The following is a 26,552-nucleotide window of genomic DNA, read 5'->3' as shown; positions in this document are numbered from 1 at the left end:
AGGGGGAGAGAATGAAACCATTACTGAAAAAATGCGCCGCACTAGGGTTTGCTAGTTTATTTGCCATTGCAACGCCAACATATGCGACGGATTCACTGCAAAATATGACACCAGAGCAACAATTGGCTTATACGGCACAAAATAAAAATGAGAGTACAGAGAAGCGCGCAGAGGCGTTGCGTCAATTAGCGCGTTACCCAAATCAAAATAGTTTAGTTGCCGTAGCAAGAGGATTGAAAGATCCTGACCCCATGATCCGTGAAGCGGCTGTAATAGGTTCGGATTTATATCAATTTAAACATCGCTGGCAGATAGTATCGCCGTTATTAACCGATTCTGAGTTGAGCGTTCGTATAGCAGCAACGGCAAACTTGCTTCGTGAATACAACCAGATGTCGGCATCTCAGCAAGCTCAAATTGAAGCACCATATCAAGAAGTAACCGCATATTTGGAAAAGCAGAAAGACGGTGCTGACCAATTACTATTAGCTGATGTCTATCGTTGGCATGGTGAGTGGGCTAATGCAGATACCATTTATCAGGAGCTTGTGAAGATAGAGCCTAACAATTCGCAAGTATGGTTAAATTTATCGGATAATTACCGAGCACAGAACCGAGATGAACAAGCTTTATTAGTATTAGACAAAGCGATTGTTCTGCTTCCAAAAGAGGCGAGTCTATATTACTCTAAAGCGTTAACTCAGGTACGTTTAAGTCAGAAAATACAAGCAGCACAATCAATACAGGCTGCTGCTGATTTAGCCGAAAATAATAGCTATTATTGGTATTTAAATGGCGTTTTGCATGAAGATATTGACTTGAAAACCGCGACAGAATCGTTTGAAAAAGCGTATTTAATTTCAGGCTCACCTGAGCAGTTGTACGCGGTATGTGATATTTATGTACGCTATGGAAATGATAAAGCGGAGGCGTGTTTAGAAGAGCTTGCCAAAGTTGCTCCTGACTACGTAATTACCCAACTAAAAGAAAAACAAAAATAATTGGCGATGTAATAATATTTAGTTTGTATATGGCATAAAAAAGCCCGAGGTATCAATACCTTGGGCTTTGCAGTTTATATTTGTTTGAATTAATGCACTATTTGCAGTTCATCCACTTCCATATTGATTTTCGTAGGGTTCTTTTGTAGCCAACGTAAACGCAAGCTTAATAAAATCGCAGAAGTCGTTAGACCGCCAATAAAGCCAAACCAGAAGCCATAAACACCCATTGGCTCAGTGATCCAATCTGTCATACCAAGAACGTAGCCCGCAGGTAAACCTACAATCCAGTAAGACACAAACGTACACTTAAAGATAGCCGTCATGTCTTTGTAGCCACGAAGTGCACCAGCTGCAACTACTTGAACTGCATCAGTACATTGGTAAATAGAAGCAAGAAGCATAAGGCTTACCGCCAGTTCAATTACTTCTTTGTTGTCAGAATATAGATATGCGATCTGCTCACGGAACAATAAAGTTAATACCGCAGTGCAGCATGCCATTAGTAAACCAAAAGCTAATCCACAGAAGCTTGCAATCTTAGCGCCTTCAAGATCGTTTTCACCCAATTTATGGCCAACACGAATACTAACGGCAATCGCGATACTCATTGGTACCATAAAGATCAACGATGAGAAGTTAATCGCAACCTGATGTGCAGCAACAACGATTGAGCCTAATGGTGACACTAATAAGGCAACTGCTGCAAATAAAGTTACTTCAAAGAAGATAGACAGCGCAACAGGTAAACCTAATTTGAATAAACGGTAGATCTCTTTCGCTTGTGGTTTATTCCATGTTTCGTATAAATTCACACGACGTAATTTAGGCGCAATAAACGTATAAATCACCATGGTGATAAACATTAGCCAATAAACAATAGCAGTCGCAACACCACAACCAACGCCGCCTAATGCTGGCGCACCCATCTCACCATACACAAACATCCAGTTTAACGGTACGTTAGCTGCTAGACCGATGAAACCGATGATCATTGCTGGCGTGGTTAACGATAAGCCTTCACAGAAGCTACGTAATGCTTGGAATAATAAAAATGCAGGAGCAGCCCATAGCACAGCATGTAAATACCCTTGAGTTTTTTCAAATAACTCAGGTTCTACATCCATAGCCGCAATAATAAAGCCAGCGTTATAAAGGATAAGCATAATCGGTACAGAAACGATTAACGCTAAGTAAATACCTTGATGGATTTCAAATGGGATTTTTTTAGATTTTCCTGAACCGTTCAATTGAGCAACTACAGGTACAAGCGCCATTAATAAGCCAACACCAAATAATACTGATGGAAGCCAAACACTTGCTGCAATTGCCACTGCTGCCATGTCAGTTGCGCTTACGCCACCAGCCATAACAGTATCAACAAAACCCATGCCCGTCTGAGCGACACTCGCAATTAGGACTGGTGTTGATAATTTAATTAATCGAACGATTTCTTTTTGGTATCTGTGCACTGATTCACCGTACAAATTTTTAGTATAAAAAGGGCATTAATGTATTAAAGAGCATAAATGCGAGTTCATTTTGCGCTAGTCGCTATCGCAAAAGAAAATTGGGCCTGATTGAGTGCTTTGAACAGAGGAAACTGTTAAAGGTAAGCAGAAAGTTGACAGTATATAGATTAAGAGAGACTTCACAAAATGAAATATTCAACGTATCGTAGATATTTTTAAAATAGCCAAAATCAAATAAAACAATTCAATATATTTGATGGTATTGATAGGAGAGAGTGATGTTTACTGGGATTGTTGCGACAACGACGAAAGTAATTGAAATAGTAAAGAAAGAGAAATTTCAAACCCATGTAATAGAAATTCCTGCACCGTATCATCAAGGTTTAGAAATTGGTGCTTCCGTTGCTCATAATGGGTGCTGTTTAACCGTAACCAAAATAGATGGGCATCTTATTTCTTTTGATTTGATTGAAGAAACATTGCGTTTAACTAACCTTGGGTTATTGGAAGTAGGGCAACTTATTAACATTGAGCGTGCAGCCCGCTTTGGTGATGAAATTGGCGGCCATTCAATGTCAGGTCATATTGTTGATGTGATGACAGTGAGAGAGATTAACCAGACCACAGAAAATTGCCAAATTTGGTTTGATGTCGCACCGCAGTGGACAAAATATATTTTACATAAAGGCTATATTGGCGTTGATGGAATTAGTTTAACCATTGGTGATGTTGATGAGAAAGGCTTTAACGTTAATTTGATCCCTGAAACTCTGGAAAGAACTAATTTAAGTGGTCGTGATATTGGCGATAAAATTAATTTAGAAATCGATCCGCAAACACAAGCTATTGTTGATACTGTAGAGCGAGTATTAGCGAATCAATCTTAATACCAATTCCAGTAATTATCTAATTAATTACATTGGTATAGTTAATAGGAAGTAGCATTAAAATCCTTATTATCAGAACAGCCCATCTTCGTCATTATTGAAAGATAAATGCACTTTTCGGGTATTAGGATTAACCTCCATACTAAATTCGATAGCACGGTGGCAAGATGGGCAATCATCATAGATTTTTTTATTTGATTGTTTTTGGTCAATCACCATATCAATGGAATGATGACAATTTGGACACTGGATATTCTGGTTAGTGTAATTATTCACAACAAACTCCTTCTACTGTTCTGCAATTACGATATGTAGGTTGACTATTGGTTACTCGTTAATAGTAGAAAACAGAGTTGGTTTTTGTAGTGAATTAAGTGTAAAAGTTGATAGCTTCGATGTTTTTTCATTAAGATGAGTAAAAAAATGAGATGGAAAGTACCATCTCATGATTTATGTGGTTATTTTTTATTTAGGTTAAGTTTTTCAATGAGTTGTTGAGCATGAAACATGTATTCTCCACCAAACATGATGCAATGGTTAAGAATGTAATACAGGTTATATAGATGCTGTCGAGTTTCAAACCCATTAGAAATAGGAGTGATGGATTGGTACCCGTCAAAAAAGCTATCTTGAAAGCCTCCAAATAATTCAGCCATTGCTAAATCACACTCTGGATCACCCCAGTAAGAGGCAGGGTCATAGCTGATAGGCCCTTTGACACTTAACGCGATATTGCCATGCCAAAAGTCACCATGTAAAAGTGCAGGTTTGGGTTGATGGTTGTGTAGGATATTTTTAGTATTTTTGACTAATGTTTCAATGTCACCAAATTCCATTCCTTTCTCATGCAATAATTGTAATTGCCAACCAATACGTTGCTCAGCAAAGAAACAGGCCCATTTACGATGCCAAGTATTTACTTGTAGAACATTGCCAAGATAGTTATCACAATCAAAGCCATATTCAACTTGGTCACCCCATAAATGGTGGTTTGCTAAGCTCACACCAAGATCAAAAGAGGTTTGCTTATCCATGGGTTTAGTGGGTAAGAAATTTAAGACTAAAAAAGCGTGGTCTTTAGTGGTTCCAACATGAAGTGGAGAGGGAACGAAGATGTGATCGGATTGATCAAGTTGATTTAAACTTTCTATTTCTGTTTCAAAAATCGGAAGCTCAGCTCGTTCATTTATTTTAACGAAATAACGCTGAGAGCCATCACTGATCATATAGCAATCATTAATTTCTCCACCAGTGATGATCTCACGTTCAGAAATAGTGAAGGGACGTCCTGTTACGTCAGAGATTTGCTTTGCTATAGCCTGCCACATAATTGCCTCTCTTGATTATCTGAAAAACCACATCATTAAGGATAGTGTATTCCTAATAAATATCTGTGAAGTATGGCAGATAATACCAATACAATTAATTAGATAAACGGTAACGTATAAAAATCACCCTTATAATTGCTTGCACTGTCAATAGTAATGGAAAGGATTTGAGTGTTATTCTCTATTTTGATAAATTGTGACAAAACATATTAAAAATAAGTTTATAAGCCTTTAATATTTTAAGCGCTATGAACCATAACAAGTGGATAAATTATGATTGTCAATACTGAAGGCTACCATTCATTAATTGAATACCTTACAGAGAATTTAGCTATTTTTGCTAACCAGCAAGGGGATACTGGGGAAGAAACCGTCGAAGACATTGTGACTGATTTAGTAGCTTCTAATTTAATGACGGTATTTGCACAAAATCCAGAACTAGAATCGGAAGTGAGATTTACCTTATTACGAGAAGCTGATGCTGTGGTGGCAGATTTAGGTGAAGTATTAGCAAGTGCTTGGGTTCAAAAAGCGACAAATGAGCAAGTGATGTTCTTAGATGACTATATAGGCTTGATTAAGAATCTATTTGATAGCGCATTCCAATAATTATCAGAATTAGAACTAAAAATGGGCCAAGAACGTTGAACGTTATTCAATTTACTTGGCTTTTTTATGCTCTTTTATAGTACTCGTCTAACCTGCCAAAATGCCTTCTTCCAATAGGGATTATCTAGGCTTGAAATGATCACGCCTTTCGATGTAGATGCATGCATAAACTCACGATTTCCAATATAGACGCCGACATGTCTTACCTTTACGCTGGTTTTAAAGAAAATAAGATCGCCTCTTTTAGCATTAGCTAGAGGAATTTTAATCCCGGTTTCAACCTGATATTGTGTTGTTCTTGGAAGCCATTGTTGATGCAAATTACTTAATGCATCTTGTGTGAAAGCCGAACAGTCCACTCCTTGCTTACTTGTGCCGCCGTATTTATATGGAACACCTTGCCATTCTTGAAAATAGTTTTGATATCCATCAGAAGTGGATAATTGAGGATATTGAGTACTAATTTCTTGTTTTGTAAGCTGTGGCTCTGAAGGGGAGGCACAACCAAATAAACTGAGTAAAGCAATAATAGAGATAAAATGACGAGTCATGTTCAATCCTAGATAATAAAACCAACATGACTATTCTGACTTATCTCTATAGAAAAAAGCAATTTTAATAAAAAAAGATTATATAATTATTGATATTGTAAATACTTACCGTGTAATGTTAATTGTAAGTTTTGCAATTTAATGAAAAACTGGTTATAAATACTACAAATGAAATATTTTGTGACATTTTGAACTTTTAATGATTTTTACAATCGTGTAACCTTTGTGTGAATTTTGGAAGTACTTACTTTTAACTAAAATACATATTATTTAACCATTTGATTCAGAATGGGGTGTTTTAATTATAAAGGAAGACAAAAAAAACAAGGAGTTACAGATGAGTTCGTCTGCATCGCAACAACAGAACCAACAACAGCCAAAAAGGCCGTTGTTCACACGTTTTCTTGATTCGGTTGAATATTTAGGAAACCTATTACCACACCCAATTACTCTTTTTGCAATCTTTTGTGTGGCAATTTTAATTTCATCAGGTATTGCTGGCTACTTTGAACTATCAGTAATCGATCCTCGCCCAGAAGGGGCAAAAGGCCGTGCTGCTGATGGCATGATCCACGTGGTTAGCCTATTTAACGCTGAAGGCTTACAACTTATCGTTACTAACTTAGTTAAAAACTTTGTTGGTTTTGCTCCATTAGGTACTGTTCTTGTAGCAATGCTTGGTGTTGCTATTGCCGAGCACTCTGGCATGTTATCTGCAGCAATGCGTGGCATGGTAATGGGTGCATCTCAGCGTATGGTTACTGTAACCGTTGTTTTTGCTGGTATTATTTCAAATACTGCATCAGAGCTTGGTTATGTAGTTCTTATTCCATTAGCAGCTATGCTTTTCCACTCATTAGGTCGTCACCCGTTAGCTGGTCTTGCTGCGGCATTCGCTGGTGTATCAGGTGGTTATTCTGCAAACCTTTTAATCGGTACGGTTGATCCACTGCTTTCTGGTATTACAGAAACAGCAGCACAAATGATTGATCCAACGTATACGGTTGGCCCTGAAGCGAACTGGTACTTCATGTTTGTATCAACCTTCTTTATCTCAATTACTGGTGCTTTTGTTACTGAGAAAATTGTTGAGCCAAAACTTGGCAAATATAACGATGAAGAAGCATCTGAAGATTTATCAAACGATAAGATGGGTAAACTAACTGCTGTTGAGAAGAAAGGTCTTAAATTTGCAGGTGTGGCTGTTCTTGTTGTGAGTGCATTACTTGCATGGACGATTGTTCCTGAAGATGGTGTATTACGTTCAGCAACTGGTACGGTTGCAGGCTCTCCATTCTTGAAGAGTATTGTGGCATTTATCTTTGTATTCTTCGCGGCTCCTGGTTTTGTTTACGGTAAAATTGTAGGCACAATGAAGAATGATCGTGATGTGATCAATGCAATGGCAACATCAATGTCTTCAATGGGCATGTATATTGTTCTTGTGTTCTTTGCTGCACAGTTTGTTGCTTTCTTTAAGTGGACTAACTTTGGTCAAGTGATTGCGGTAGGTGGAGCGAGCTTCCTACAAGATATCGGCCTTACTGGTCCTATGTTGTTTTTCGCATTCATCTTAATGTGTGGCTTCATTAACTTAATGATCGGTTCTGCATCTGCACAGTGGGCAGTAACCGCACCAATCTTTGTTCCAATGTTAATGCTAGTAGGTTACGCACCAGAGACAATTCAAGCGGCTTACCGTATCGGTGATTCAACAACAAATATCATCACTCCAATGATGAGCTATTTTGGTCTTATCCTTGCGGTAGCGACACGTTACATGAAGAATTTAGGTATCGGTACACTGATTGCAACCATGCTTCCATACTCAATGGTGTTCATGTTTGGTTGGAGTATTCTGTTCTACCTGTGGGTATTCGTATTCGGTTTACCAGTAGGTCCGGGTGCAGCAACGTTCTATACGCCATAATGGTTAATAGAATAAGCACTTAGTTCTGAGTATATAATTAGAGCAAGGTACATAATTAGCTCTAAGCATATAAATAAAAAGGCGATCTTCGGATCGCCTTTTTTGATCGCTCGTTTTTGTAATACGATTGCTTATTTGAATAGAGCAAGGATAATGACGTTATGATAAGTGGTAATGTGTGGTTCTATGCGTCTTGATAAGTTTATTTGTAAAAGTACAGAATTAATGAAAGCCCAAGCGGTTGAGTTGATTCTTGAGGGAAGGGTTAAAATAAACAGTGACGTTGTCACACTTGAGTCAACCCAAGTTCATGAAAATAATCAAGTTACGCTGAATGGGAAAGAGTTAGTCGCTCGACCTTTTCGTTATCTGTTAATGAATAAGCCAGCGAATACTATTTGCTCTAATGTTGATGAAGCTTATCCCTCTTTATTTAACTATATAGAAGAGGGGAATAATACAGAGTTGCATATTGCTGGACGCTTGGATGCAGACACGACAGGGTTAGTGTTAATTACTGATGATGGACATTGGTCATACAATATAATTACCCCAAATAAAAAATGTGAAAAAGTGTATCGAGTGGGTTTACGTAAACCAATAGCAGAAGATGCAGAGAAACAATTTGCAACCGGAGTGCAGTTACAAGGTGAATTACAACTTACGCGTCCTGCCAAGCTTGATATTATTACGCCCCAAGAGGTTCTACTTACTATTACGGAAGGTAAGTTTCATCAAGTAAAACGAATGTTTTCAGCGATTGGTAATAAAGTCGTCTTTTTACACCGTGAGAAGATTGGATCGATCAGTCTTGATGTAAACGAAGGTCAATGGCGTTACTTAACGGAAGAAGAAGTAAACTCATTTAGCAAATAAGAATGAGGTGCTGTGAACACCTCATTACCATATTTTATTTATTTCTAAATGGTTGCGTCAGCATTTTATCTAAGCGTTGTTCTTTTTCTTTTCTGAAAAAACCAAGCCCGATTTTCATCTCTTTATGCCCATCTATTGGTTTTATTAAATAGGTTTTACCAATGCGATCCCAAATAGATAAAAAGAAACCATAATTATTATGCATTTCAGAGATATGAACAGAATGATGAACCCGATGGAAGTCAGGCGTCACCAATAACACTCGAATATAACGATCTAACCACGTTGGGATAAACAGATTGCTGTGGTTAAACATCGCACTGACGTTTAAAGTAATTTCAAACAGAATAACCGCTTCAACTGGAATTCCAAGTAAACCAATAGCCGCTATTTTTACCAACATAGAGATAATGATCTCGATAGGGTGAAAACGCGTCCCTGTTGTGACATCAATGTCTTGATCTGAATGATGCATTCGATGCAAGCGCCATAATAAAGGAACACGATGAAAGGCGCGATGTTGCCAATAGATTAACCAATCCAATAACAAGATAGAAAGAAGCCCTGTTAAAAATGATGGCGTGTTTAAATAATTAAATAATCCCCATTGTTCTTGTTGTGCAATAAAAGCAGCATCAATGGCTAATAAAGGCAGAGTGAGACGAAGAATTAAGCTATTAAAAAAGACTAAACCTATGTTACTAGCCCAACGTGTAGATTTTTTTTGCGTTAAGACTTTACGTGGCCATTGGTATTCAGCTAAAGCAAAAATGATGAATGCAACGATAAAGAAGCCCAAGCGTAGAGGGTCATTGTATTCAATCCAGTTAATTTCCATTCGGAATTCTCTTATTAAACTTGTTATTACTCATACTGTAAGTAAAATGCGCTTTTTTTTCCATATAAATAGCTTGGTTATTGCAAATGCGTATTCACAAAGTCCACCAATTACATAAAGAAAGATTAGCACGTTCTACAAAACCCTTTAATGCGCGTGGTGCTAATGTGAACCGTTGTGAGTACTGCCAAGTACATAAAGACTACTGCATTTGTGAGCATCAACCAAACGTTCAATCTAACGCGGCTTTTTTGTTAATAATGTTTGATACTGAAGTTTTAAAACCAAGCAACACAGGCAAACTTATTGCAGACTTAATTCCTGAGACTCATGCTTATCTGTGGTCTCGTACTGAGCCAAATCCAGAGATGCTTGCTTTATTGCAAGATGACTCGTATCAACCGTTTGTTATCTTCCCAGAAGAGCAAATTGAAAATAAAGTCTTAGTAACGAATGATATTGTGGTTGAAGAGGGTAAAACGCCTTTATTTATTTTACTTGATGGCAGTTGGCGCGAAGCGGGCCGTATGTATCGTAAAAGTGTTTACCTACATCAATTGCCTGTGTTGTCATTTAATAGTGAGCACCTGTCTAGCTACATTATGCGTAAAGCATCAAAAGATCATCAGCTTGCTACGGCAGAAGTAGCAAGTTTGGTATTGGATTTATTTGGTGAAAAAGAAAATGCGAAGCATCTAGAGTGTTGGTTTGAGCTATTTCGAGAGCACTACCTTTACAGTAAGCGACCAGTGAAGGGAGCAGAAAGAGGGATGGGGTTAAAACGTTTGGTTGATTTTCGTACAAAACTGAAAGAAAGCAACCAAATCTAATGGGGATTTGAGGTACATTTCACACAAAATAGAAGGTAATTCCGCCTAGGTCACAGTCTGTATTTATATAAATTAGGTAAGATAACACCATAAAAAATTTAAAATAGATTAGGACAAGGATACCTTATGTACTACGGTTTTGATGTAGGCGGCACAAAGATTGAATTTGGTGCGTTTAATGAAAAATTAGAGCGCGTTGCCACTGAACGAATTCCAACACAAACAGAAGATTACGCATTATTGGTTGATGACATTGCTGGCTTAATTGCAAAATATGATGCTGAATTTGGCGTTGAAGGTAAAGTCGGTTTAGGGATCCCAGGAATGGAAGACGCTGAAACGGGTGCTTTATTAACAAGTAATGTACCTGCAGCAAAAGGTCAATTCTTACGTAAAGATTTAGAAGCAAAAATTGGTCGTTCAGTAAAAATTGATAACGATGCGAACTGTTTTGCACTATCAGAAGCGTGGGATGAAGAATTAAAAGACTCTCCATCAGTTATGGGCCTAATTTTAGGCACTGGTTTTGGTGGTGGTTTAATTTTTGATGGTAAAGCATTCTCTGGTTACAGCCATGTAGCAGGGGAGTTAGGCCACTCTCGTTTACCAATCGATGCATGGTTCCACCTTGGTGAAAACGCGCCGTTATTAGGCTGTGGTTGTGGTAATAAAGGCTGCTTAGATAGCTACCTTTCTGGTCGTGGTTTTGAACTACTTTATGCGCATTATTATGGCGAACAAAAGAAAGCGATTGATATCATTAAAGCCCATGCCGAAGGTGATGTGAATGCGGTAGAGCATGTTGAGCGCTTTATGGAGCTATTAGCGATCTGCTTTGCTAACCTGTTTACCTGCTTTGACCCACATGTTGTAGCACTGGGTGGTGGTTTATCAAACTTTGAATTGATTTATGAAGAGTTGCCGAAACGTCTTCCAAAGCACTTATTATCAGTAGGTCGCGTGCCTCGTATTATCAAAGCAAAACACGGTGATTCTGGCGGCGTTCGTGGTGCAGCATTCTTAAATATTAAAGACTAATCTTGACTCAATATTTAGAATAGAAAATGCAGATACAAAAAGAGCCTCATGTTGTTTGTTATTACTAACAGATAAACAGAGGCTCTTTTTTTTAAATACAATCAGCTGTTTAGCTAAAAGTTAAATAACGGAGTCGTTATTAAGCACAGCATTTTTTGTATTTTTTACCACTACCACAAGAACAAGGTTCGTTGCGGTTAGGTGTTTTTTCAAAGCGAGTTGTTTTTGGCTTGTTTAAAACGCCTTCAAGCTCAAGAATATTTTCTTCTTTCTCAGCATTCACTTCGATGTTTGCGAATAAGTTGTGCTCAGTAAGCTGCGCTTCAATTTCAACTTTACGCTCTTCTGTTTGAACAACTAAAGTTAGTGGTGCTTCTTCAGTACCTAACTTAACGTCACGCTTGGTGTTAAAACCAGAAAGAACGTGATTTTGACGAGTTTCGATACGACCTTTGAAGAACATTTTAGACATCTTGGAGCCTTATAATTTTTGAACACAGTATTTTAGGCACTTTATACCATCAAAGTGCCTAGCAATAAACTAGAATAAAGCTCTAAATATAATTAAGACAGAGTCTGGTGTCAGTATTCATACTTTCCTTGCTGTTCGAGGATTAGTCGACGATCCTTTTCTAACTGTTGGCGTAACTCTTCTTCAGTTGGTAGTTCTGTTATATATTTAGAAGCGAAGAGTTGTTCACTCTCATTGAGGACTGAATATTTTGCTACCGTTTTATTGTTTTCAGTACACAGTATTAAGCCAATAGTAGGGTTGTCATCACTGCGTCGCTTTTTTTCTTCATACATTCTTACATACATATCCATCTGACCTACATCCTGATGAGTCAATTTATGCATTTTTAGATCAATCAGTAAAAAGCATTTTAGATGAAAATTATAGAAGACGAGGTCGATGTAATAGTCACCATCATCTGTTGTAATGCGTTGTTGACGTTCAACAAAAGCAAAACCTTTTCCTAATTCAAGTAGAAATTTTTTGAGATTATCAATGAGCCCTTGCTCTAGTTCATTTTCTTGAAGAGAGTCGGTCGGTAAACCAAGAAAATCAAAAATGTAAGGATCTCGTAGGTAGTTTTTTGCTGATACAGCAAGAGCATCAGTGTGTTGCTTTGCTTCATTTAAAACAGGTTTAATCGCTTTATTATCAGCTTGGCTAGCCAATAAGCGTTCATAATAGAGAGTACCAATTTGACGTTCTAGGGCTCGAGCAGACCAAGATTGCTCAATAGATTCTTGCATATACCATTGACGAGCTTTATTGTTTTCGATGCGAATAAGGATACGGTAATGAGTCCAACTCAATTCGGTACGCACTGCGTTCCGAATTGGAAACGTCTGATAAAAACTTCGCATATTACGTAGGTTACGAACATCAAATCCTTTTCCAAACTCTTTAGTTAAAGAAAGTGATAATGCTTTTAGAGTCCCTTTGCCGTATTCAGCTCGGCTTTGTCCTTGTTGTTCATCTTCAACGATCAAGTGTCCTATCCGCCAATATGTTTGAACCATCGTTGAATTAACAGCTTGAGCAGCGTGTTTATGGCTGCGGTTTAATACATCTCGAATACTGTCTAGTAATACGTTTGATTGTGGTATTAATGGCTTAGTCATAATGTCCTCGCAGCTTTGAAATAATAATTTTGGTAATTACTGGCTCATTCTTATTGATTAAATTATTTAATTGCATTGGGATAATGAAGGATTGCTCTTGAAAATATATAAGCTTCTCTTTTGATTGTTTTAGAAAAAAGCAAAAACGAGACTGAAGTCAGAAAAGATAAGAAATAGAATGATAAAAAAGCCCCACAAACGTGAGGCTAGATTCGATATTGTTTAAGAAATATACAAAGTGTTATACCCGTGAGTTTAACGGAATAATCGTCACTTTCTGGCCAATAGCCACCGACTCAACCTCAGATTGCACCTCAATTAAGCAGTTGGCTTCGCTCATTGAACGTAAGATGCCCGATCCTTGCTTACCTGTGGTTACCACTTCCATTTGACCATTTTGGTTAATCGAGTAAATACCACGGCTGTATTCAGTTCGGCCAGTGCGAGAACGAATAAACTCTTTAGCAATTGCCGTAAAAGTCTCAGGTTTCCAGTTATCTTCGCCTTGAAGTTTACGAAGTGCAGGCTCAACAAACTGTAAGAACGCCACCATTACCGCAACAGGGTTACCCGGTAAACCAAAGAACGGAGTATCACCAATATGACCAAAGGCAAGAGGGCGCCCCGGACGCATATTGATACGCCAGAAATTAATATTGCCTAGTTTGTCTAAAATCGTTTTGATGTAGTCCGCATCACCAACCGACACACCACCAGAAGATAAAATCATATCTGCTTGTTGTGATGCCTGAGAAAGCGTTGATTCTAAAGCGGCTTCACTGTCTTCAATGATACCAAAATCAATCACTTCGCAACCGATTTTCTGTAATAACGCAGTCAGCGTAAAGCGGTTAGAGTCGTAAATAGAGTTGGCTTTTTGTGCTTCACCCGGCGCTTGAACTTCATCACCAGTCGAAAAAATAGCGACTTTTATTTTCGCGATAACAGGGACAGAAGCAATACCTAAAGACGCAAGCATGCCCACTTCAGGCGCGGTAATGCGTGAACCTTTTGCTACACAGGTTTGGTTTATAGCAAGGTCTTCACCAGCTAGACGAACGTTTTGCCCTTTACGAATGCCTGACTTACCCGCATCGAAACGTACTTGGTCACCTTCTTGAATCGCTTGTTCACGCATGATCACGGTATTGCCATTTTCAGGCACTGGTGCACCCGTCATGATTTTTGCGGCTTCACCGTGTTGAAGAGAGCGATCATAGCTGTGACCTGCCATGATTTCGGCAACGACCGTATAGTTTTCACGCTCTAAATCATCACCACAAATCACATAGCCATCCATTGCTGAATTGTTATGTTGAGGAACATTAATCGGCGATAAAATATCTTGAGCAGCTAATGCATTAATCGACTCAACTAAAGACACGTCACTTTGTGAATTTAGAGGAGTGATTGCTTCTAAAATCTTAGCTCTTCCCTGGCTAACAGATAAAAACGCAGGAGATAATTCATCACAATTAGCTGATAAATCACTTTGTTGTTTATGCTGATGCTGTTTTACGTAGTCAACAATGAACGCAGTGATAGCATCTGTATCATTGATATCCATTTGCGGTAGTTCTGATTCAGCTTTGGAATCAGAGGCAATCGCAATAATGTTGTTATCTTCTGGGAAAATCCAAGGCTTGCCTATTTCATCACGATGCAATTCAATCTTGGTGTATGGCAGCTGTTTAAAGCCTTCAATAAGAATCAAATCAAGTTCAGTTTGATCTAACTTATTGATGAGTTGTTGACAGGTCGTTTCTTCATCAGGCGTTTCAGTAATCAACGCATTACGAAAACGAGAGCTAATCAACATTTGGCTTGCACCCGCTTTACGTAAGCGGTAGCTGTCTTTACCTTCTTGGTCGATATCAAAATTATGATGAGCGTGTTTAATGACTGCGACTTTTAGTCCCATATCAGTCAGTTTTGGTAATAGCTTTTCTAATAATGTCGTTTTACCTGTGCCGCTATAAGCAGCAAAACCCAATAAAGGGATAGACGCAGTCGTTAAGCTCATAATAAAGATCCAAATTGTTCGAGTTCTTGAGGGCTATTCAAATTGATAAAAGCATTAGGGTAGTCAGAGAAATCAGCAAATACAGTATTACACTCTTTGTATAATAGGATGATTTTTCTGTCACCGCGCGCTAAGAAGGCATCAATTTTAGGAATAATGCGTTTGTGCATTAAAGTGACGACAGGTTGCATGTACTCACCATCGTGAGCAACAACAATATCAGTGTTTTCTTTTACCGCATCGCAAAGCAATGAAACCAAATTGCTCGGAAGGTTAGGGGAATCACAAGGAATAAATCCAACCCAGTCAGAGTTCATATTTATTAGGCCAGAATGCATTCCTGCCAATGGACCTGGGTATTCACTAAACTGATCTGGAAAGGTGACCGCGTAACGTGAATATTCTTCAGTGCTGCGGTTAGCATTGATGGCAATCTGGTCAGTTTGAGGTGTTAATGTATCTAAAGCGTGCTCAATTAACGGTTTATCTTGAAATAGAACAAACCCTTTATCTTTACCGCCCATACGACGAGCTTGTCCACCCGCTAAAATTACCCAACTAGTTTGCTTTGGCTGGAGCATATTTATCCTTGCTAACGATCACTTTTAATGGGGTTGATTCTATCAGCTTTGCGTCTGAAATGGTCCATTGACGATGACAAATTTCAGTTAATGCGTTGGTTTGGTGACTAGTGACGACAATGCTAGAGCCACGTTCAAGGAGATCTTTCGCCATAATAACCAATAAATCGATGGATTCTTGGTCAACACTAGCACTCGGCTCGTCCATTAGCAGTATAGAAGGTTTTAGCACCCAAGCTCGTGCCATAGCGACACGTTGTTTTTCACCACCAGATAAAACAGAAATATGTTCGTCAGCTAAGGTTTCAAGACCAACCATGCGTAGCGCATTGATCACCATATTGCGTTTTTCAAGTTTATTCATGGTGGTGTATTTCATGCCATAAATAACATTATCGAAAACGGTACCATCAAATAAAAATGGGTTTTGATGAAGGTACACGATTTGGTTATTGCCTGAGCGACCAAATAAGCGTGCAGTCCAATGGGGTTGATTAAGATTAAGCTTGCCAGTCGTTGGGTTTTGTAATCCAGATAAAATCTTAAGTAGTGTTGTTTTACCTACACCATTAGCGCCACGTAAATAGACAGACTCTTTTGGTCCTAATGATAAATGTGGGATATGGAAAAGCACACGATCATTAAATCGCATCGATAGATTATCGGCAGTAATTCTTATTGTCATTTTTTATGCCTACTAAGTACGTAAATACCCTTTACCACGAGTGATAGAGAGTAAAAAATTTAATACCAAAGCTAAAATTAATAGCACCATACCAAGGGCAACCCCTTGAGCAAACGCACCTTTTTGGCTTTCCATAGCAATTGCGGTTGGAATGTTTCGTGTTGCATTAAAGATGTTACCGCCGACCATCATAGAGCAGCCGACTTCAGTAATAATTCGAGAAAACCCAGCAATAACGGCTGCTAGGATAGGGAATCGCGTTTCCCAAATTAAACTACCAAAAGCACGTGGTAATGAAGCGCCGAGGGTAAATGCGGTTTCCCATACACGTCGGTCACTGTGTTGAAATGCGCCGTGCATCATGGCAACCATGATAGGAAAACAGATGAACATTTGACCGATGATCATCGCTTCTTGAGTAAAAAGTAGTTGCCAATCGCCAAGAGGCCCAGATCGAGAAAGAACCATGTATAGCAATAAGCCAATTACAACAGTAGGTACAGATTGTAACGTGTTAATAATAGAGAGCAGTAGCCACCGCCCAGGAAACGAGCCATACGCAAGCGCAAACGCCAACAAGAGTGCTGGCAATAACACAACCGCCATTGCAAATAGTGAGACAGAGAATGAAACACCAACGATGCTCCATAATGCAGCATCACCGCTAAACAGTAATTGAATGGCTTCGTGAGAGGTGGCTAAGATAGTCATGGATTATTTAGCGTCCGCAGTGAACAGTTTTTTACCATTAAGAGTAAAGCTATCGATCATTGCTTGGCCTTTGTCACTTACTAACCAATCGCTAAATGCTTGCGCACCTTTCGTATTTAGATTTTTGTAACGCTCAGGGTTAATTAGAATAACTTGGTAAGGATTAAATAGACGCTTATCGCCTTCAACCATGATCTCAAGATCAAGTTTGTTTTGGTAAGCTAGCCAAGTACCGCGGTCTGTTAATGTGTAAGCTTGTAGCTCAGAGGTCATATTTAATGTTGGGCCCATGCCTTGACCTACTGCTTTATAACCGCCAAAGTTTGGTTCAATCTTAGCTTGAGACCATAAAATCAATTCTTTTTTGTTTGTGCCTGAGTCGTCACCGCGAGAAACGAAAGTAACGTCTGATTCAGCCATTTTCTTGAATGCCGCAGTCACGTCTTTCATATCGTGGATGTGTGCAGGATCAGCTTTAGGGCCAACTAGAACAAAATCGTTATACATTAATGCTTTGGGATCAACGCCATAGCCTTTTTCAACAAAGCTTGCTTCAGCTTTAGGAGCGTGAGTCATTACTAAATCAACATCACCGTTTTCGCCCATTTTTAGCGCTTTACCTGTGCCTGCTGCCAATACTTGAACTTCGTAGCCAGAATCTTTTTTAAATTCAGGCAATAGGTAATCAAGTAAACCAGAGTGGTAAGTACTTGTTGTCGTTGCAAGACGAACGATACTAGCATCATCTGCATATACGTTCGTTGCAGAAAAAGAACCAAGAGCCAGTGTAGCCATTACTGTAAACGTACTGATTTTATTGTTCATGTTATATCCATGTAGTGTTATTAAAATTACTGCAAGTGCAATAAATGAATAGACTCATCGCCATTAAAGCAATCACTATGCCAGAAATAATATTGATAGTATCATCTTTAACTTAATGATATTTAAGCGATTGATGGGTATTCTGGCATAAAAGCCCTACAAAAAATGTGACTAGGACAAAATGTCTCATATGAAAGGATACATTTTGTAGAATACAGGGTAGAATAATTAGGACATTTTGACCCACATATCTCTTTGAAGCGTATAAATTAGGAAGCTCTATGGTCTCGAAATTAGATTGGAATGCATTTTCAGTACTTGTTGTTGATGATGAAGTAGGTATGCAGACGATACTAAAAAAAGCATTAAGCAAACAATTTGGACAGGTTCATACTGTAGGAACCATTGAAGATGCAGAAGCTATTCGTCAATCTCACCATCTTGATTTGATTATTCTTGATATTAACTTACCGGGCCAAACTGGATTAGAATGGCAAGAGAGCATAGCTTCTGACTCTCGAAACTACGACGTCATATTTATGACCGGATACGCAGAATTAGATACTGCAATTCAGGCGTTACGTTTAGGTGCTGCTGATTTTATTTTAAAACCGTTTAACCTCGAAAATATGCTGCAAGCGGTGAAGCGTTGTATGGATCGTCGTTTAGTTGAACGCACTAATTTTGCACTGCAACGAGAAGTGGAAAAAAATAACCCAATTGAGATGATCGGTAATGCAGAAAAAACCATAGAGCTAAAACAGATGGTTGCTCAACTTGCACCATCAACTGCAGCAGTTCTTATTGAAGGTGAATCAGGTACAGGTAAAGAGCTTGTGGCTCGTGGTTTACACCAATTAAGTCACCGTAACGGTCCGTTTGTCCCTCTTAACTGTGGTGCTATTGCGCCTGATCTTCTTGAAAGTGAATTATTTGGTCATACGTCAGGGGCGTTTACAGGAGCTAAAAAAGGGCGTGAAGGGCTATTTCGAGTTGCTAATGGTGGAACTCTATTTTTAGATGAAATTGGAGAAATGCCAATAGGAATGCAATCATCTCTTTTACGTGCTTTAGAGCAAAAAGCCATTCGACCAGTAGGTTCTGAAAAAGAAATTCCAGTTGATGTTCGTATTGTAGCAGCAACCAACCGTAATCTACTTGAAGAAGTAGAAAAAGGTAATTTCAGAAAAGATCTTTTTTATCGTTTAAATGTTCTTACCGTTTCACTGCCAGCCTTGCGTGAACGTAAAGCGGACTTGGCCTGTTTAACAGAACATTTTTCACACATGATAGCAAAAGAAATGGGATTAAAACCGATTCATTGGGCCCACGAAGATATCGTTGCTATGGCTCAGTATGATTGGCCCGGTAATATCCGTGAGCTGAAAAATATGATTGAGCGTTGTATCTTACTGGGTAAACCGCCAGTAGAACATTGGGTTAGTCTTCAAGGTGATGTGCCATTGCAGCAACAATCATCTAACCAAGAACAAAGCTTAGATAAAGAGCCTACGGAATGTACGTGCATGCCGGAAATGGATGAATACCCTGAGCAATGGACATTAAAAGAAGTTGAAAAGAAGCACATCATCACGGTGGTGGAGCTGCATGATGGAAATAAATCTGCTGCTGCAAGGCAACTTGGTGTCGCTCGTAAAACATTAGAAAGAAAATTTAAAGAGTGGAGTGAAGAAATCGCATGATACTGTCTTTGTCGTTATGGAAGCGACGTGTTCAAACTATGGTGAGGTATCGATTACTGTGGTTAAACTCAGTCCCATTGTTTTTAACGCTATTAGCGCTTGTTGTGATTACCGCGTTTTGGTCGGTACATTATACGTGGAAAAACGCCCTTAATGATGTAGGAAGTAAACTTTCTGTCGCCAATAATAGCATTGTTTTTTTGCAGAAAGAGCAAGGAGCTGAACTTCGTGGCTTTGTTGAGTCTTATCAATTTCAAGTTAAACTAAAAGAGAGAGATTCTGACTTTACAAATTGGGTAAGGGATCAAGCAGGGAAATATAATTCAGATTATATAGCGCTTCATCCTATTAGTTATGCTGATCAGTTACCTGCAACTATTGTAAAAGCATTGTCGCTAGGGATCTCTCGGACATTTTTCCAAGTCATGGAGCAAGATGATTTAAAAAATATTTCACCTGTATTGGCCTCTAAAGCTTATGTTGTCAATAAAGAAGACAATAGCATAGAAAAGCGAGGACTAATCAGTCGCACTTTAATTCCTATTTTTAATGAGCATGGCCATTTAGAATGGATTGTAGATAGCGGTATTCTTTTAAATAACAGCACGTTTTTAGTTGATCGTATTCGAGACTTAATTTATCCAGAGGGCGATTTAGCCGCTGATAATTATGGGACGGTAACGTTATTTCTAGATAATTTACGTATTAGTACCAACGTACCGTTACATAATGATTTTGCGAATAAATCACTTAATCAAGGCCGTGCTATCGGAACGACGGTATCTACGAAAGTAAAAAACAACGTAATAGAAAACGGAGATCGCTGGGTTAATAGAGCTTATGTATATAACGACTGGTATATCTCGGCTTATCAACCAATTAGAGACATGAATGATAAGGTGATCGGAATGCTCTATACCGGTTATCTTGAATGGCCACTGTTAAAGCAATATTTACAAAATTTAGTTGAGGCAGGAGTAACAATATTAATTACTCTTTTATTATCGACTATTTTTGTGCATAGAGGTGCGAGGGATCTCTTTCAGCCAATAGAAAAAATTCATTATGTTGTTAAATCAGTACAAATGGGAAAAGAGGTTCGTATTGGTGATTTAGGTCTTAATAATCATCATGAACTTGCAAGTTTAGCTCAGCAGTTTGACAACATGCTTGATCAACTTCAGCAACGAAACTTGGAGATTCAACGAGCCTCAAAAGAACTCGAATCAAAAGTTGAATCAAGAACAGCCAGTCTGCATGAAAAAACCATTGAGTTAAAGCAATATATTAAGTTGCTCAAACAAGCTCAAGATAAGTTAATCATGAGTGAGAAGTTGGCCTCTTTAGGGGAGCTTACTGCAGGTATTGCGCACGAGATTAATAACCCAACCGCAGTAATCTTAGGCAATACAGAATTAATTAAGTATGAGTTGGGAGAGGGCGCAGAAGTTATCTCAGAAGAGCTTGATGCGATAATGGAGCAGATAGATCGAATTCGTAATATCACGCGTAGTTTGTTGCAGTATAGCAGACAAGGTGGAATTCAAGATCAAGTTACTTGGCAATACATTAACCCTATCATTGAAGAGAGTGTGACCTTAGTTCGAACTGGGGCGCATAAGCGAGATATTGAGGTGGAGTTTGACTTTGAACAGCCACCACGAGTAGAAGTGAATCGCCATCATCTTCTACAAGTATTGGTTAATTTACAGATGAATGGTATTCATGCCATGAACAGTAAAGGGAAGTTGATCATTCGAAGCCGTACATGGTGTGAAGAAGGCGAAGAACGTGGTGCTATTATTGAAGTGGAAGACTTTGGTAGTGGAATGACTTCAGAGCAATTAAGTCGGATCTTTGACCCATTTTATACCACCAAACGAGAGGGTACTGGGCTTGGTCTTTCTGTATCTCAGAGTTTACTCAGCCAAACGGATGGGGAAATTAAAGTTCGCTCGCAACTTGGAAAAGGCTCGGTATTTACGGTTTATTTGCCAACTAAGTCTAATCAACAACAATACGATAATTTGGTGGGTTAATCGTAATTCTAAGATGTGTTGGGCAGCGAGTAAGAATGACCGGAAAATAAATGTTATCTGACTCACAAATTTATGCACCAAGGTCTCAAATTGGTTTTTTTTTAAGCGGAGTGCTTATAAAAAGTCTTGAAATTTAATGAGTGATATTAGATAGTTAGCACGTCCGGTTATGACCCCGAACAGTTCCAAATCAAGCCACATTTTGAGACGTGTGGCTTTCCTTTCTTTCTCTTTTTAATATTATTCACTCTTCTAAAAAAGCCTGTTTTTTGTACTAATTATTCATTTTTGAGATTTATTTTTATATATGAATGGAACATGAACAAACCACTCATGCTTTATTAAGCCATTGCTTTGTATTATTTATTCCAAGTTACTTTTATAGCGAATAAATGGAGAATATAAAGATGAGCCCACTAAGTATTGTAATCATCACCCTAAATGAAGAAAAACGCATTGGCCGTTTATTAGAAGATTTAACAAAACAAACAAATCAAAACTTTGAAGTGATCATTGTTGATTCAAACAGCGAAGATGCCACATGTGAAGTTGCTCAGGCCTTTGAAGCGAGCATTCCTGATTTAACAATCCACAAAATGGATAAACGTGGTGTTAGCTTAGGTCGTAATACTGGCGCATCACTCGCTAAGCATGAACGCTTACTATTTTTAGATGCCGACGTAAGCCTAAAAACAGATTTTATCGAGAAAGCAGCAACACAATTAGCTGAGAAAAAATTAGAAGTTGCTGGTGTTTATATGGGCTCTAAAGGGCTTCCTATTGCTCATCGAGTAGGCTACGGCTTATTTAACTTAGGTTTATTTGCTACTCAATTCATTTTTCCAACCGCCGTAGGGGCGTGTATTTTTTCAACAAAGCGTGCGCACAATGAATTGCAAGGTTTTGATGAAAAGATCACCCTATGTGAAGACTGTGATTATGTAAAACGCGCGAGTCAAACGTGGCGTTTTCGATTTTTGCCAATGACGTTTGAGTTTGATCCACGTCGATTAGACCAAGATGGCTTATTTACGATGGGAGCTACGTATTTAAAAGCCAATATTCGCCGTTTTTTCTTTGGTGAGATGCGCAATAACGAGATGGAATGTAAATTCGGTCATTATTCTGAGCAAAAATAGTCAGCATAGGTAAAATTGCTTATGTATGATTCTATGGCATTATTTACGGGCGCATTATTGGATGCGCTCATAGGGCCAAATTTATTTGTTCCGGGTGAGCCGTTCTTAATTGCTGCAGGATTTCAGCTTTATCAAGGAGTTTGGACTGGCGTTATTGCGGTATTGCTTGGTGGTCTTATTGGTGATCAACTCAGTTATTGGATTGGACGTCGCTTTGGCCGAAAGGCTCAGGCACGATTAATGAACTGGCAGCCAAAAACTCGCCGTCCCATTGCTCGCTGTCGCTTGTTACTTCAGAGAAAAGGTAATTCGGTCTTACTGTTTGCTCGTTTATTAGGACCAGTGGCTTGGATCGTTCCCTTTATCGCTGGGGTAAATAATATCGAGTGGCGACGATTTTCATTGTTTGCATCTATTGGATTACTACTTGGCGTGGGTCAATTCGTCTTATGGGGGTATTTACTCTCTTATGGGATTGATGTCTTTCCATGGATGAGTGATATAACTCTATTTGCCACGGAGCATAAACAATCAATAGTTACCTTGTTACTGATAGTTATTTTTTTCGTGATTGCAAAGAAGTTTCAATGGAAAAATATTGGCAAGAAATCAGTAGCAGTGGTTGTGAGTGCTATTATTTATTTGAATTATAGTCATTTTTTTTGGGTCGCTGATGATGTAATAGAAAAACCAATACTTGAACCATTGCATTTCGATGAAACAAAAATATCCTTCAAAGCTTTCCCTGGAGTGTCTTCGTTCTTTGATGCTCAAGCGGTTAATATCGCACTTATTGGGCATCATCCTCAATCCATAATGGTGACATTAGGTTGGATTGAGAATAAAACATTTTCTCGTGATGATATTGAATTTGTTGATTACCTTTCACTCATCAAGAATAAAACGCCACCGGTTTCTGATCTATTCTGGAATGGGCGTATACAAGATATGGCATTTCAATTACCGGGCGATTTATTAAAGAGAAGCCATATTCGGTGGTGGAGTGCAGGTAAGAACGAAAATAATGAACAAGTATGGTTAGGGGCATTAAGTTACGATGATGGGTTAACGATTACCGCTTATCGAGGTATTGTGACTATGTTACATAGCATTGATCCGAATGTTGATAAGGAAAGAGAACGATTAAAAACGAGTATTGATACTCTTTTTCTTGATTTAACGACCTTAAATATAGCTTATGCAGAACCGATCACTGAAGATGAACAACATGATTACTATTCTGATGGAAAGATATTAGTCATTGGTTCATCACACAGTTTACTCATCGCAAATAATTAGGGTCGTTTTGACCCTAATTTAGGTTGTCTGAATACGATTTTTAGTAAAGTAGAAAAACGATTATTCTTTTACTAGTGGGAATCTTAGGGTGGCTTTTAGTCCTCCTATTGCACTCTTTGATAACTCAAGCGAACCGCGATAACTGTGTGCCATTTCACTCACTATATTTAGCCCAAGACCTGTTCCTGGAGTCGTTTCATCCAAACGGATACCGCGTTTAATGACTTGCTCAAACTCTGATTCAGGAATACCCTCACCATTATCCTCAATCATGATTTGAATTTGATTTCCTTCAACTTGCTCAGAATGAACACGGATCATTGAATGCGCCCATTTATATCCATTCTCAAGTAAGTTTCCTAGCATTTCATCGAGATCGGTTTTATCGACGGCGATATGATCTTCACTGTCTAACTCATTTATTAATATCACTTCACGTTCAGCATAGACTTTATCAAACGCCATTGAGATCGCATCTACTCGTTCAGAGGGTGAGGTGGCTACTGAGAGGATATTCATTGAACCTGCCATGCGAGCACGACTAAGGTGATAATCAATATGTGCTTGTAGTTGAGCAATAGGATCAGATAACCGATTTTTATCTTCAATACTCAAATATTCTAATTCATTTTTAAGTACCGATAGAGGCGTCTTTAATGAATGAGATAAATTACCAGCATGATGACGAGCGCGCTCAAGTAACTCTTGGTAATGAAATAATAATGCGTTGAGATCTGAAACTAATGGCGCGATTTCTTGAGGATAATGCTGACTTAATGCCTGTTGTTCGCCTTTACGTAGCGTAACTAACTCAGATTGCATTTTAGCTAGAGGGCGAAGTGACCAACTGACTTGAATACCGATAAGAAATAGAACCCCACTAAATAATAAGCCAAGAATGATCCAGAGCTGGCCTGTAAGTTGATGTAAGGTTTTTTCTAATGGATCTTCATCAAGACCAACAGTGATGGTTATTGGCTGTTTAATTTCAGGAAGGTAAATATTTTTTTGTATATAAATAAGTTCTTCGTTATTAGCGCCTTTCACTTTTGGGTTAATAGATAAATTATCTTCTTTGAATGTGAGCTTTTTATCCCACAAAGATCGAGAACGAAGATCATCACCTTTAGTTGAGGCGCTCCAATAAAGGCCACTGTAAGGCTGACTAAAGCGAGGATCAGATAAACGCGATGGCATAATGAGATTGCCTTTGTTATTCACTTCGATATTAGCGGTGATCTCATCCATTGACAGTGATAGCTGACTTTTTACATCTTGGACTAGATAATCATTTACTAATTTAGGGATACCAATTCCCGCAGCAAATATCATGGCAGATAGCCAAAAAGCCGCAGCAAGAAGCAAGCGGCTTTTTAGACTCAATTTTTTGAAGGTATCTTTGAATTGTCTCGGTGATGTATTCACAGTAGACCTTTTATATTTTAAGGGTTTAGTTGATAGCCAAGACCACGAACCGTTTTAATAATTTGTGGCGCTATTTTTTTACGAATACGACCGATAAATACTTCGACTGTGTTTGAATCACGGTCAAAATCTTGTTTATAAATGTGTTCAACCAAGGTAGTTCTAGAGATAACTTTCTCAGGGTTGTGCATAAAATAAGCAACAACCTTGTACTCTAATGCCGTTAAGCTGACTGCTTGGTCTTGCCAAAGTACTTTTGAGCTGCGTGTATCTAAACTTAAATCACCAATTTTTAGAATTGGAGAAGCGTTACCTGAAGCGCGACGTAATTGAGCGCGAATACGAGCGATCAATTCAACCATTTCAAAAGGTTTGGTCAAATAATCATCGGCCCCAGCATTTAAGCCTTCGACGCGTTGAGATAGTGTGTCACGGGCACTTAAGATAATAACTGGGGTATTAATGTTTTCGTCACGAATACTTTTTAATACGGTTAACCCATTTAACTTTGGTAGGCCAAGATCGAGAATAATCGCATCCCACTCCTCAGTTGTTGCACGATATAAAGCATCGACACCATCTTGAGATAATTCTGGAACCCAATCAGCACTCTCTAAGGTTTCTACAATTTGTTCACCTAAGCGTGGGTCATCTTCTACAACTAAAATTTTCATTATTATTCTCTTAGTGATTATCTTTTTTTGTTGTTATTTAAGAGCTGCGCGAATATCGCGGCCTTTGATCTCTGTGATTGCTAACGTTGCCGCATCATATTCGACTTTGATTATATTATTTTCATGTACCAGCTTTAATTCATAGGTCCATTCATTGTCGTCTTCATCTAGTTCCACTTTGATAATTCGGCCATGGAAGTCTTTTGCGACCATAGCGTAAAGCTCAGAAAATGGCTTTACTAAACCGGCTTGAACCGCGTCATAAACTTCATCTTGATCTTCATCGATATCTATTTTAGCGCCATTTTGATGAACATCTTGAATGAGCTGATGTCCATCAGGATGAGCATTAGCAAAAGCACTTTGTGATAATGGAAAAAAAGTGAATAGGGCAGCAAGGTATAAGGCTGATTTTTTTAGCATGATGCTTCCTAATTAAGTCAATACAGCATCAGT

General features: G+C 38.6%; 26 protein-coding genes. 11 read left to right on the top strand and 15 right to left on the bottom strand.

Features of this window, described 5'->3' with window-relative positions:
• The first annotated feature begins 11 nt into the window (after positions 1-11).
• Positions 12-1,001, top strand: coding sequence for a hypothetical protein (locus PVK71_RS10445; RefSeq protein WP_274418384.1), 990 nt, complete (start codon positions 12-14; stop codon positions 999-1,001).
• 89 nt (positions 1,002-1,090) lie between these two features.
• On the opposite strand, the gene PVK71_RS10440 is transcribed toward PVK71_RS10445, so the two are convergent.
• On the bottom strand, positions 1,091-2,473 hold the full coding sequence (locus PVK71_RS10440; protein ID WP_274418383.1) for an MATE family efflux transporter: 1,383 nt from the start codon (positions 2,471-2,473) through the stop codon (positions 1,091-1,093).
• 278 nt (positions 2,474-2,751) lie between these two features.
• Between PVK71_RS10440 and PVK71_RS10435 the strand changes: the two genes are divergently transcribed.
• Positions 2,752-3,360: a riboflavin synthase subunit alpha gene (locus tag PVK71_RS10435; RefSeq protein WP_274418382.1), complete on the top strand. Its 609-nt coding sequence runs from the start codon at positions 2,752-2,754 to the stop codon at positions 3,358-3,360.
• Positions 3,361-3,432: 72 nt separating this feature from the next.
• Here PVK71_RS10435 and PVK71_RS10430 read toward each other — a convergent pair whose 3' ends face one another.
• Positions 3,433-3,636, bottom strand: coding sequence for a CPXCG motif-containing cysteine-rich protein (locus PVK71_RS10430; protein ID WP_274418381.1), 204 nt, complete (start codon positions 3,634-3,636; stop codon positions 3,433-3,435).
• A 182-nt stretch (positions 3,637-3,818) separates the two neighbouring features.
• Entirely contained in the window at positions 3,819-4,688 is an 870-nt protein-coding gene (locus tag PVK71_RS10425; RefSeq protein WP_274418379.1) for a fructosamine kinase family protein, read from the bottom strand.
• Between the two features lie 273 nt (positions 4,689-4,961).
• Between PVK71_RS10425 and PVK71_RS10420 the strand changes: the two genes are divergently transcribed.
• On the top strand, positions 4,962-5,297 hold the full coding sequence (locus PVK71_RS10420; protein ID WP_274418378.1) for a DUF3802 family protein: 336 nt from the start codon (positions 4,962-4,964) through the stop codon (positions 5,295-5,297).
• Positions 5,298-5,371: 74 nt separating this feature from the next.
• Here the strand turns inward: PVK71_RS10420 and PVK71_RS10415 are convergent, their stop codons facing one another.
• Positions 5,372-5,854 carry a C40 family peptidase gene (locus tag PVK71_RS10415; protein WP_443111709.1) on the bottom strand — a complete coding sequence of 161 codons (483 nt, stop codon included), beginning with the start codon at positions 5,852-5,854 and terminating at the stop codon, positions 5,372-5,374.
• Between the two features lie 331 nt (positions 5,855-6,185).
• Here PVK71_RS10415 and PVK71_RS10410 point away from each other — a divergent pair, with 331 nt between their 5' ends.
• Both PVK71_RS10410 and PVK71_RS10405 read left to right on the top strand, forming a co-directional pair.
• A complete protein-coding gene (locus PVK71_RS10410; RefSeq protein ID WP_274418375.1) occupies positions 6,186-7,778 on the top strand; it encodes an AbgT family transporter in 1,593 nt (530 codons plus the stop codon).
• Between the two features lie 186 nt (positions 7,779-7,964).
• The gene (locus tag PVK71_RS10405; RefSeq protein ID WP_274418374.1) at positions 7,965-8,654 is read left to right on the top strand and encodes a pseudouridine synthase; all 690 of its coding nucleotides are present in this window, start codon (positions 7,965-7,967) and stop codon (positions 8,652-8,654) included.
• A gap of 34 nt (positions 8,655-8,688) precedes the next feature.
• Here the strand turns inward: PVK71_RS10405 and PVK71_RS10400 are convergent, their stop codons facing one another.
• The gene (locus PVK71_RS10400) at positions 8,689-9,492 is read right to left on the bottom strand and encodes a sterol desaturase family protein (RefSeq protein ID WP_274418373.1); all 804 of its coding nucleotides are present in this window, start codon (positions 9,490-9,492) and stop codon (positions 8,689-8,691) included.
• 86 nt (positions 9,493-9,578) lie between these two features.
• On the opposite strand from PVK71_RS10400, the gene PVK71_RS10395 reads away from it, so the two are divergent.
• Positions 9,579-10,322 (top strand): tRNA-uridine aminocarboxypropyltransferase, encoded by a 744-nt coding sequence (locus PVK71_RS10395; RefSeq protein ID WP_274418372.1) that lies wholly within the window; start codon positions 9,579-9,581, stop codon positions 10,320-10,322.
• Between the two features lie 126 nt (positions 10,323-10,448).
• A complete protein-coding gene (gene nagK, locus PVK71_RS10390) occupies positions 10,449-11,360 on the top strand; it encodes an N-acetylglucosamine kinase (RefSeq protein ID WP_130044577.1) in 912 nt (303 codons plus the stop codon).
• Positions 11,361-11,499: 139 nt separating this feature from the next.
• Here the strand turns inward: nagK and PVK71_RS10385 are convergent, their stop codons facing one another.
• From PVK71_RS10385 to PVK71_RS10355, 7 genes are all read right to left on the bottom strand, one after another.
• Positions 11,500-11,832, bottom strand: a complete 333-nt coding sequence (locus tag PVK71_RS10385) for a PBPRA1643 family SWIM/SEC-C metal-binding motif protein (protein ID WP_105054831.1) — start codon at positions 11,830-11,832, stop codon at positions 11,500-11,502.
• Between the two features lie 110 nt (positions 11,833-11,942).
• The gene (locus PVK71_RS10380) at positions 11,943-12,992 is read right to left on the bottom strand and encodes a PDDEXK nuclease domain-containing protein (RefSeq protein ID WP_274418370.1); all 1,050 of its coding nucleotides are present in this window, start codon (positions 12,990-12,992) and stop codon (positions 11,943-11,945) included.
• 241 nt (positions 12,993-13,233) lie between these two features.
• Positions 13,234-15,015, bottom strand: a complete 1,782-nt coding sequence (locus PVK71_RS10375; RefSeq protein WP_274418369.1) for a bifunctional molybdopterin-guanine dinucleotide biosynthesis adaptor protein MobB/molybdopterin molybdotransferase MoeA — start codon at positions 15,013-15,015, stop codon at positions 13,234-13,236.
• Complete coding sequence (mobA, locus tag PVK71_RS10370) at positions 15,012-15,596, bottom strand: molybdenum cofactor guanylyltransferase MobA (protein ID WP_274418368.1); 585 nt, start codon at positions 15,594-15,596, stop codon at positions 15,012-15,014. Before mobA ends, PVK71_RS10375 begins: the two co-directional genes overlap by 4 nt.
• Positions 15,574-16,281, bottom strand: a complete 708-nt coding sequence (locus PVK71_RS10365) for an energy-coupling factor ABC transporter ATP-binding protein (RefSeq protein ID WP_130044570.1) — start codon at positions 16,279-16,281, stop codon at positions 15,574-15,576. The genes mobA and PVK71_RS10365 overlap by 23 nt, the downstream gene beginning before the upstream one ends.
• 12 nt (positions 16,282-16,293) lie before the next feature.
• Positions 16,294-16,992, bottom strand: a complete 699-nt coding sequence (locus tag PVK71_RS10360; protein ID WP_130044569.1) for an ABC transporter permease — start codon at positions 16,990-16,992, stop codon at positions 16,294-16,296.
• A gap of 3 nt (positions 16,993-16,995) precedes the next feature.
• Positions 16,996-17,817, bottom strand: a complete 822-nt coding sequence (locus PVK71_RS10355) for a substrate-binding domain-containing protein (RefSeq protein WP_274418367.1) — start codon at positions 17,815-17,817, stop codon at positions 16,996-16,998.
• A gap of 281 nt (positions 17,818-18,098) precedes the next feature.
• Between PVK71_RS10355 and PVK71_RS10350 the strand changes: the two genes are divergently transcribed.
• The 4 genes from PVK71_RS10350 to PVK71_RS10335 all read left to right on the top strand — a co-directional run bounded on the left by PVK71_RS10350 (position 18,099) and on the right by PVK71_RS10335 (position 23,997).
• The gene (locus PVK71_RS10350; protein ID WP_274418366.1) at positions 18,099-19,520 is read left to right on the top strand and encodes a sigma-54-dependent transcriptional regulator; all 1,422 of its coding nucleotides are present in this window, start codon (positions 18,099-18,101) and stop codon (positions 19,518-19,520) included.
• The gene (locus PVK71_RS10345) at positions 19,517-21,559 is read left to right on the top strand and encodes a sensor histidine kinase (protein ID WP_274418365.1); all 2,043 of its coding nucleotides are present in this window, start codon (positions 19,517-19,519) and stop codon (positions 21,557-21,559) included. The genes PVK71_RS10350 and PVK71_RS10345 overlap by 4 nt, the downstream gene beginning before the upstream one ends.
• A 407-nt stretch (positions 21,560-21,966) precedes the next feature.
• Positions 21,967-22,698, top strand: coding sequence for a glycosyltransferase family 2 protein (locus PVK71_RS10340; protein ID WP_274418364.1), 732 nt, complete (start codon positions 21,967-21,969; stop codon positions 22,696-22,698).
• A gap of 21 nt (positions 22,699-22,719) precedes the next feature.
• A complete protein-coding gene (locus PVK71_RS10335; RefSeq protein ID WP_274418363.1) occupies positions 22,720-23,997 on the top strand; it encodes an LssY C-terminal domain-containing protein in 1,278 nt (425 codons plus the stop codon).
• A gap of 60 nt (positions 23,998-24,057) precedes the next feature.
• Here PVK71_RS10335 and PVK71_RS10330 read toward each other — a convergent pair whose 3' ends face one another.
• Genes PVK71_RS10330 through PVK71_RS10320 form a run of 3 tightly spaced genes read right to left on the bottom strand, consistent with a single transcriptional unit; the run spans position 24,058 to position 26,519 of the window.
• Positions 24,058-25,422 carry an ATP-binding protein gene (locus tag PVK71_RS10330; RefSeq protein ID WP_274418362.1) on the bottom strand — a complete coding sequence of 455 codons (1,365 nt, stop codon included), beginning with the start codon at positions 25,420-25,422 and terminating at the stop codon, positions 24,058-24,060.
• Positions 25,423-25,439: 17 nt separating this feature from the next.
• Positions 25,440-26,096: a response regulator transcription factor gene (locus PVK71_RS10325; protein ID WP_274418361.1), complete on the bottom strand. Its 657-nt coding sequence runs from the start codon at positions 26,094-26,096 to the stop codon at positions 25,440-25,442.
• Between the two features lie 33 nt (positions 26,097-26,129).
• The gene (locus PVK71_RS10320; protein ID WP_274418360.1) at positions 26,130-26,519 is read right to left on the bottom strand and encodes a PepSY domain-containing protein; all 390 of its coding nucleotides are present in this window, start codon (positions 26,517-26,519) and stop codon (positions 26,130-26,132) included.
• Positions 26,520-26,552 lie beyond the last annotated feature (33 nt).

The organism is Aliivibrio sp. S4MY1 (assembly GCF_028765545.1).
Classification (GTDB): domain Bacteria; phylum Pseudomonadota; class Gammaproteobacteria; order Enterobacterales; family Vibrionaceae; genus Aliivibrio.
This window is presented reverse-complemented; position numbering and strand designations above follow the sequence as displayed.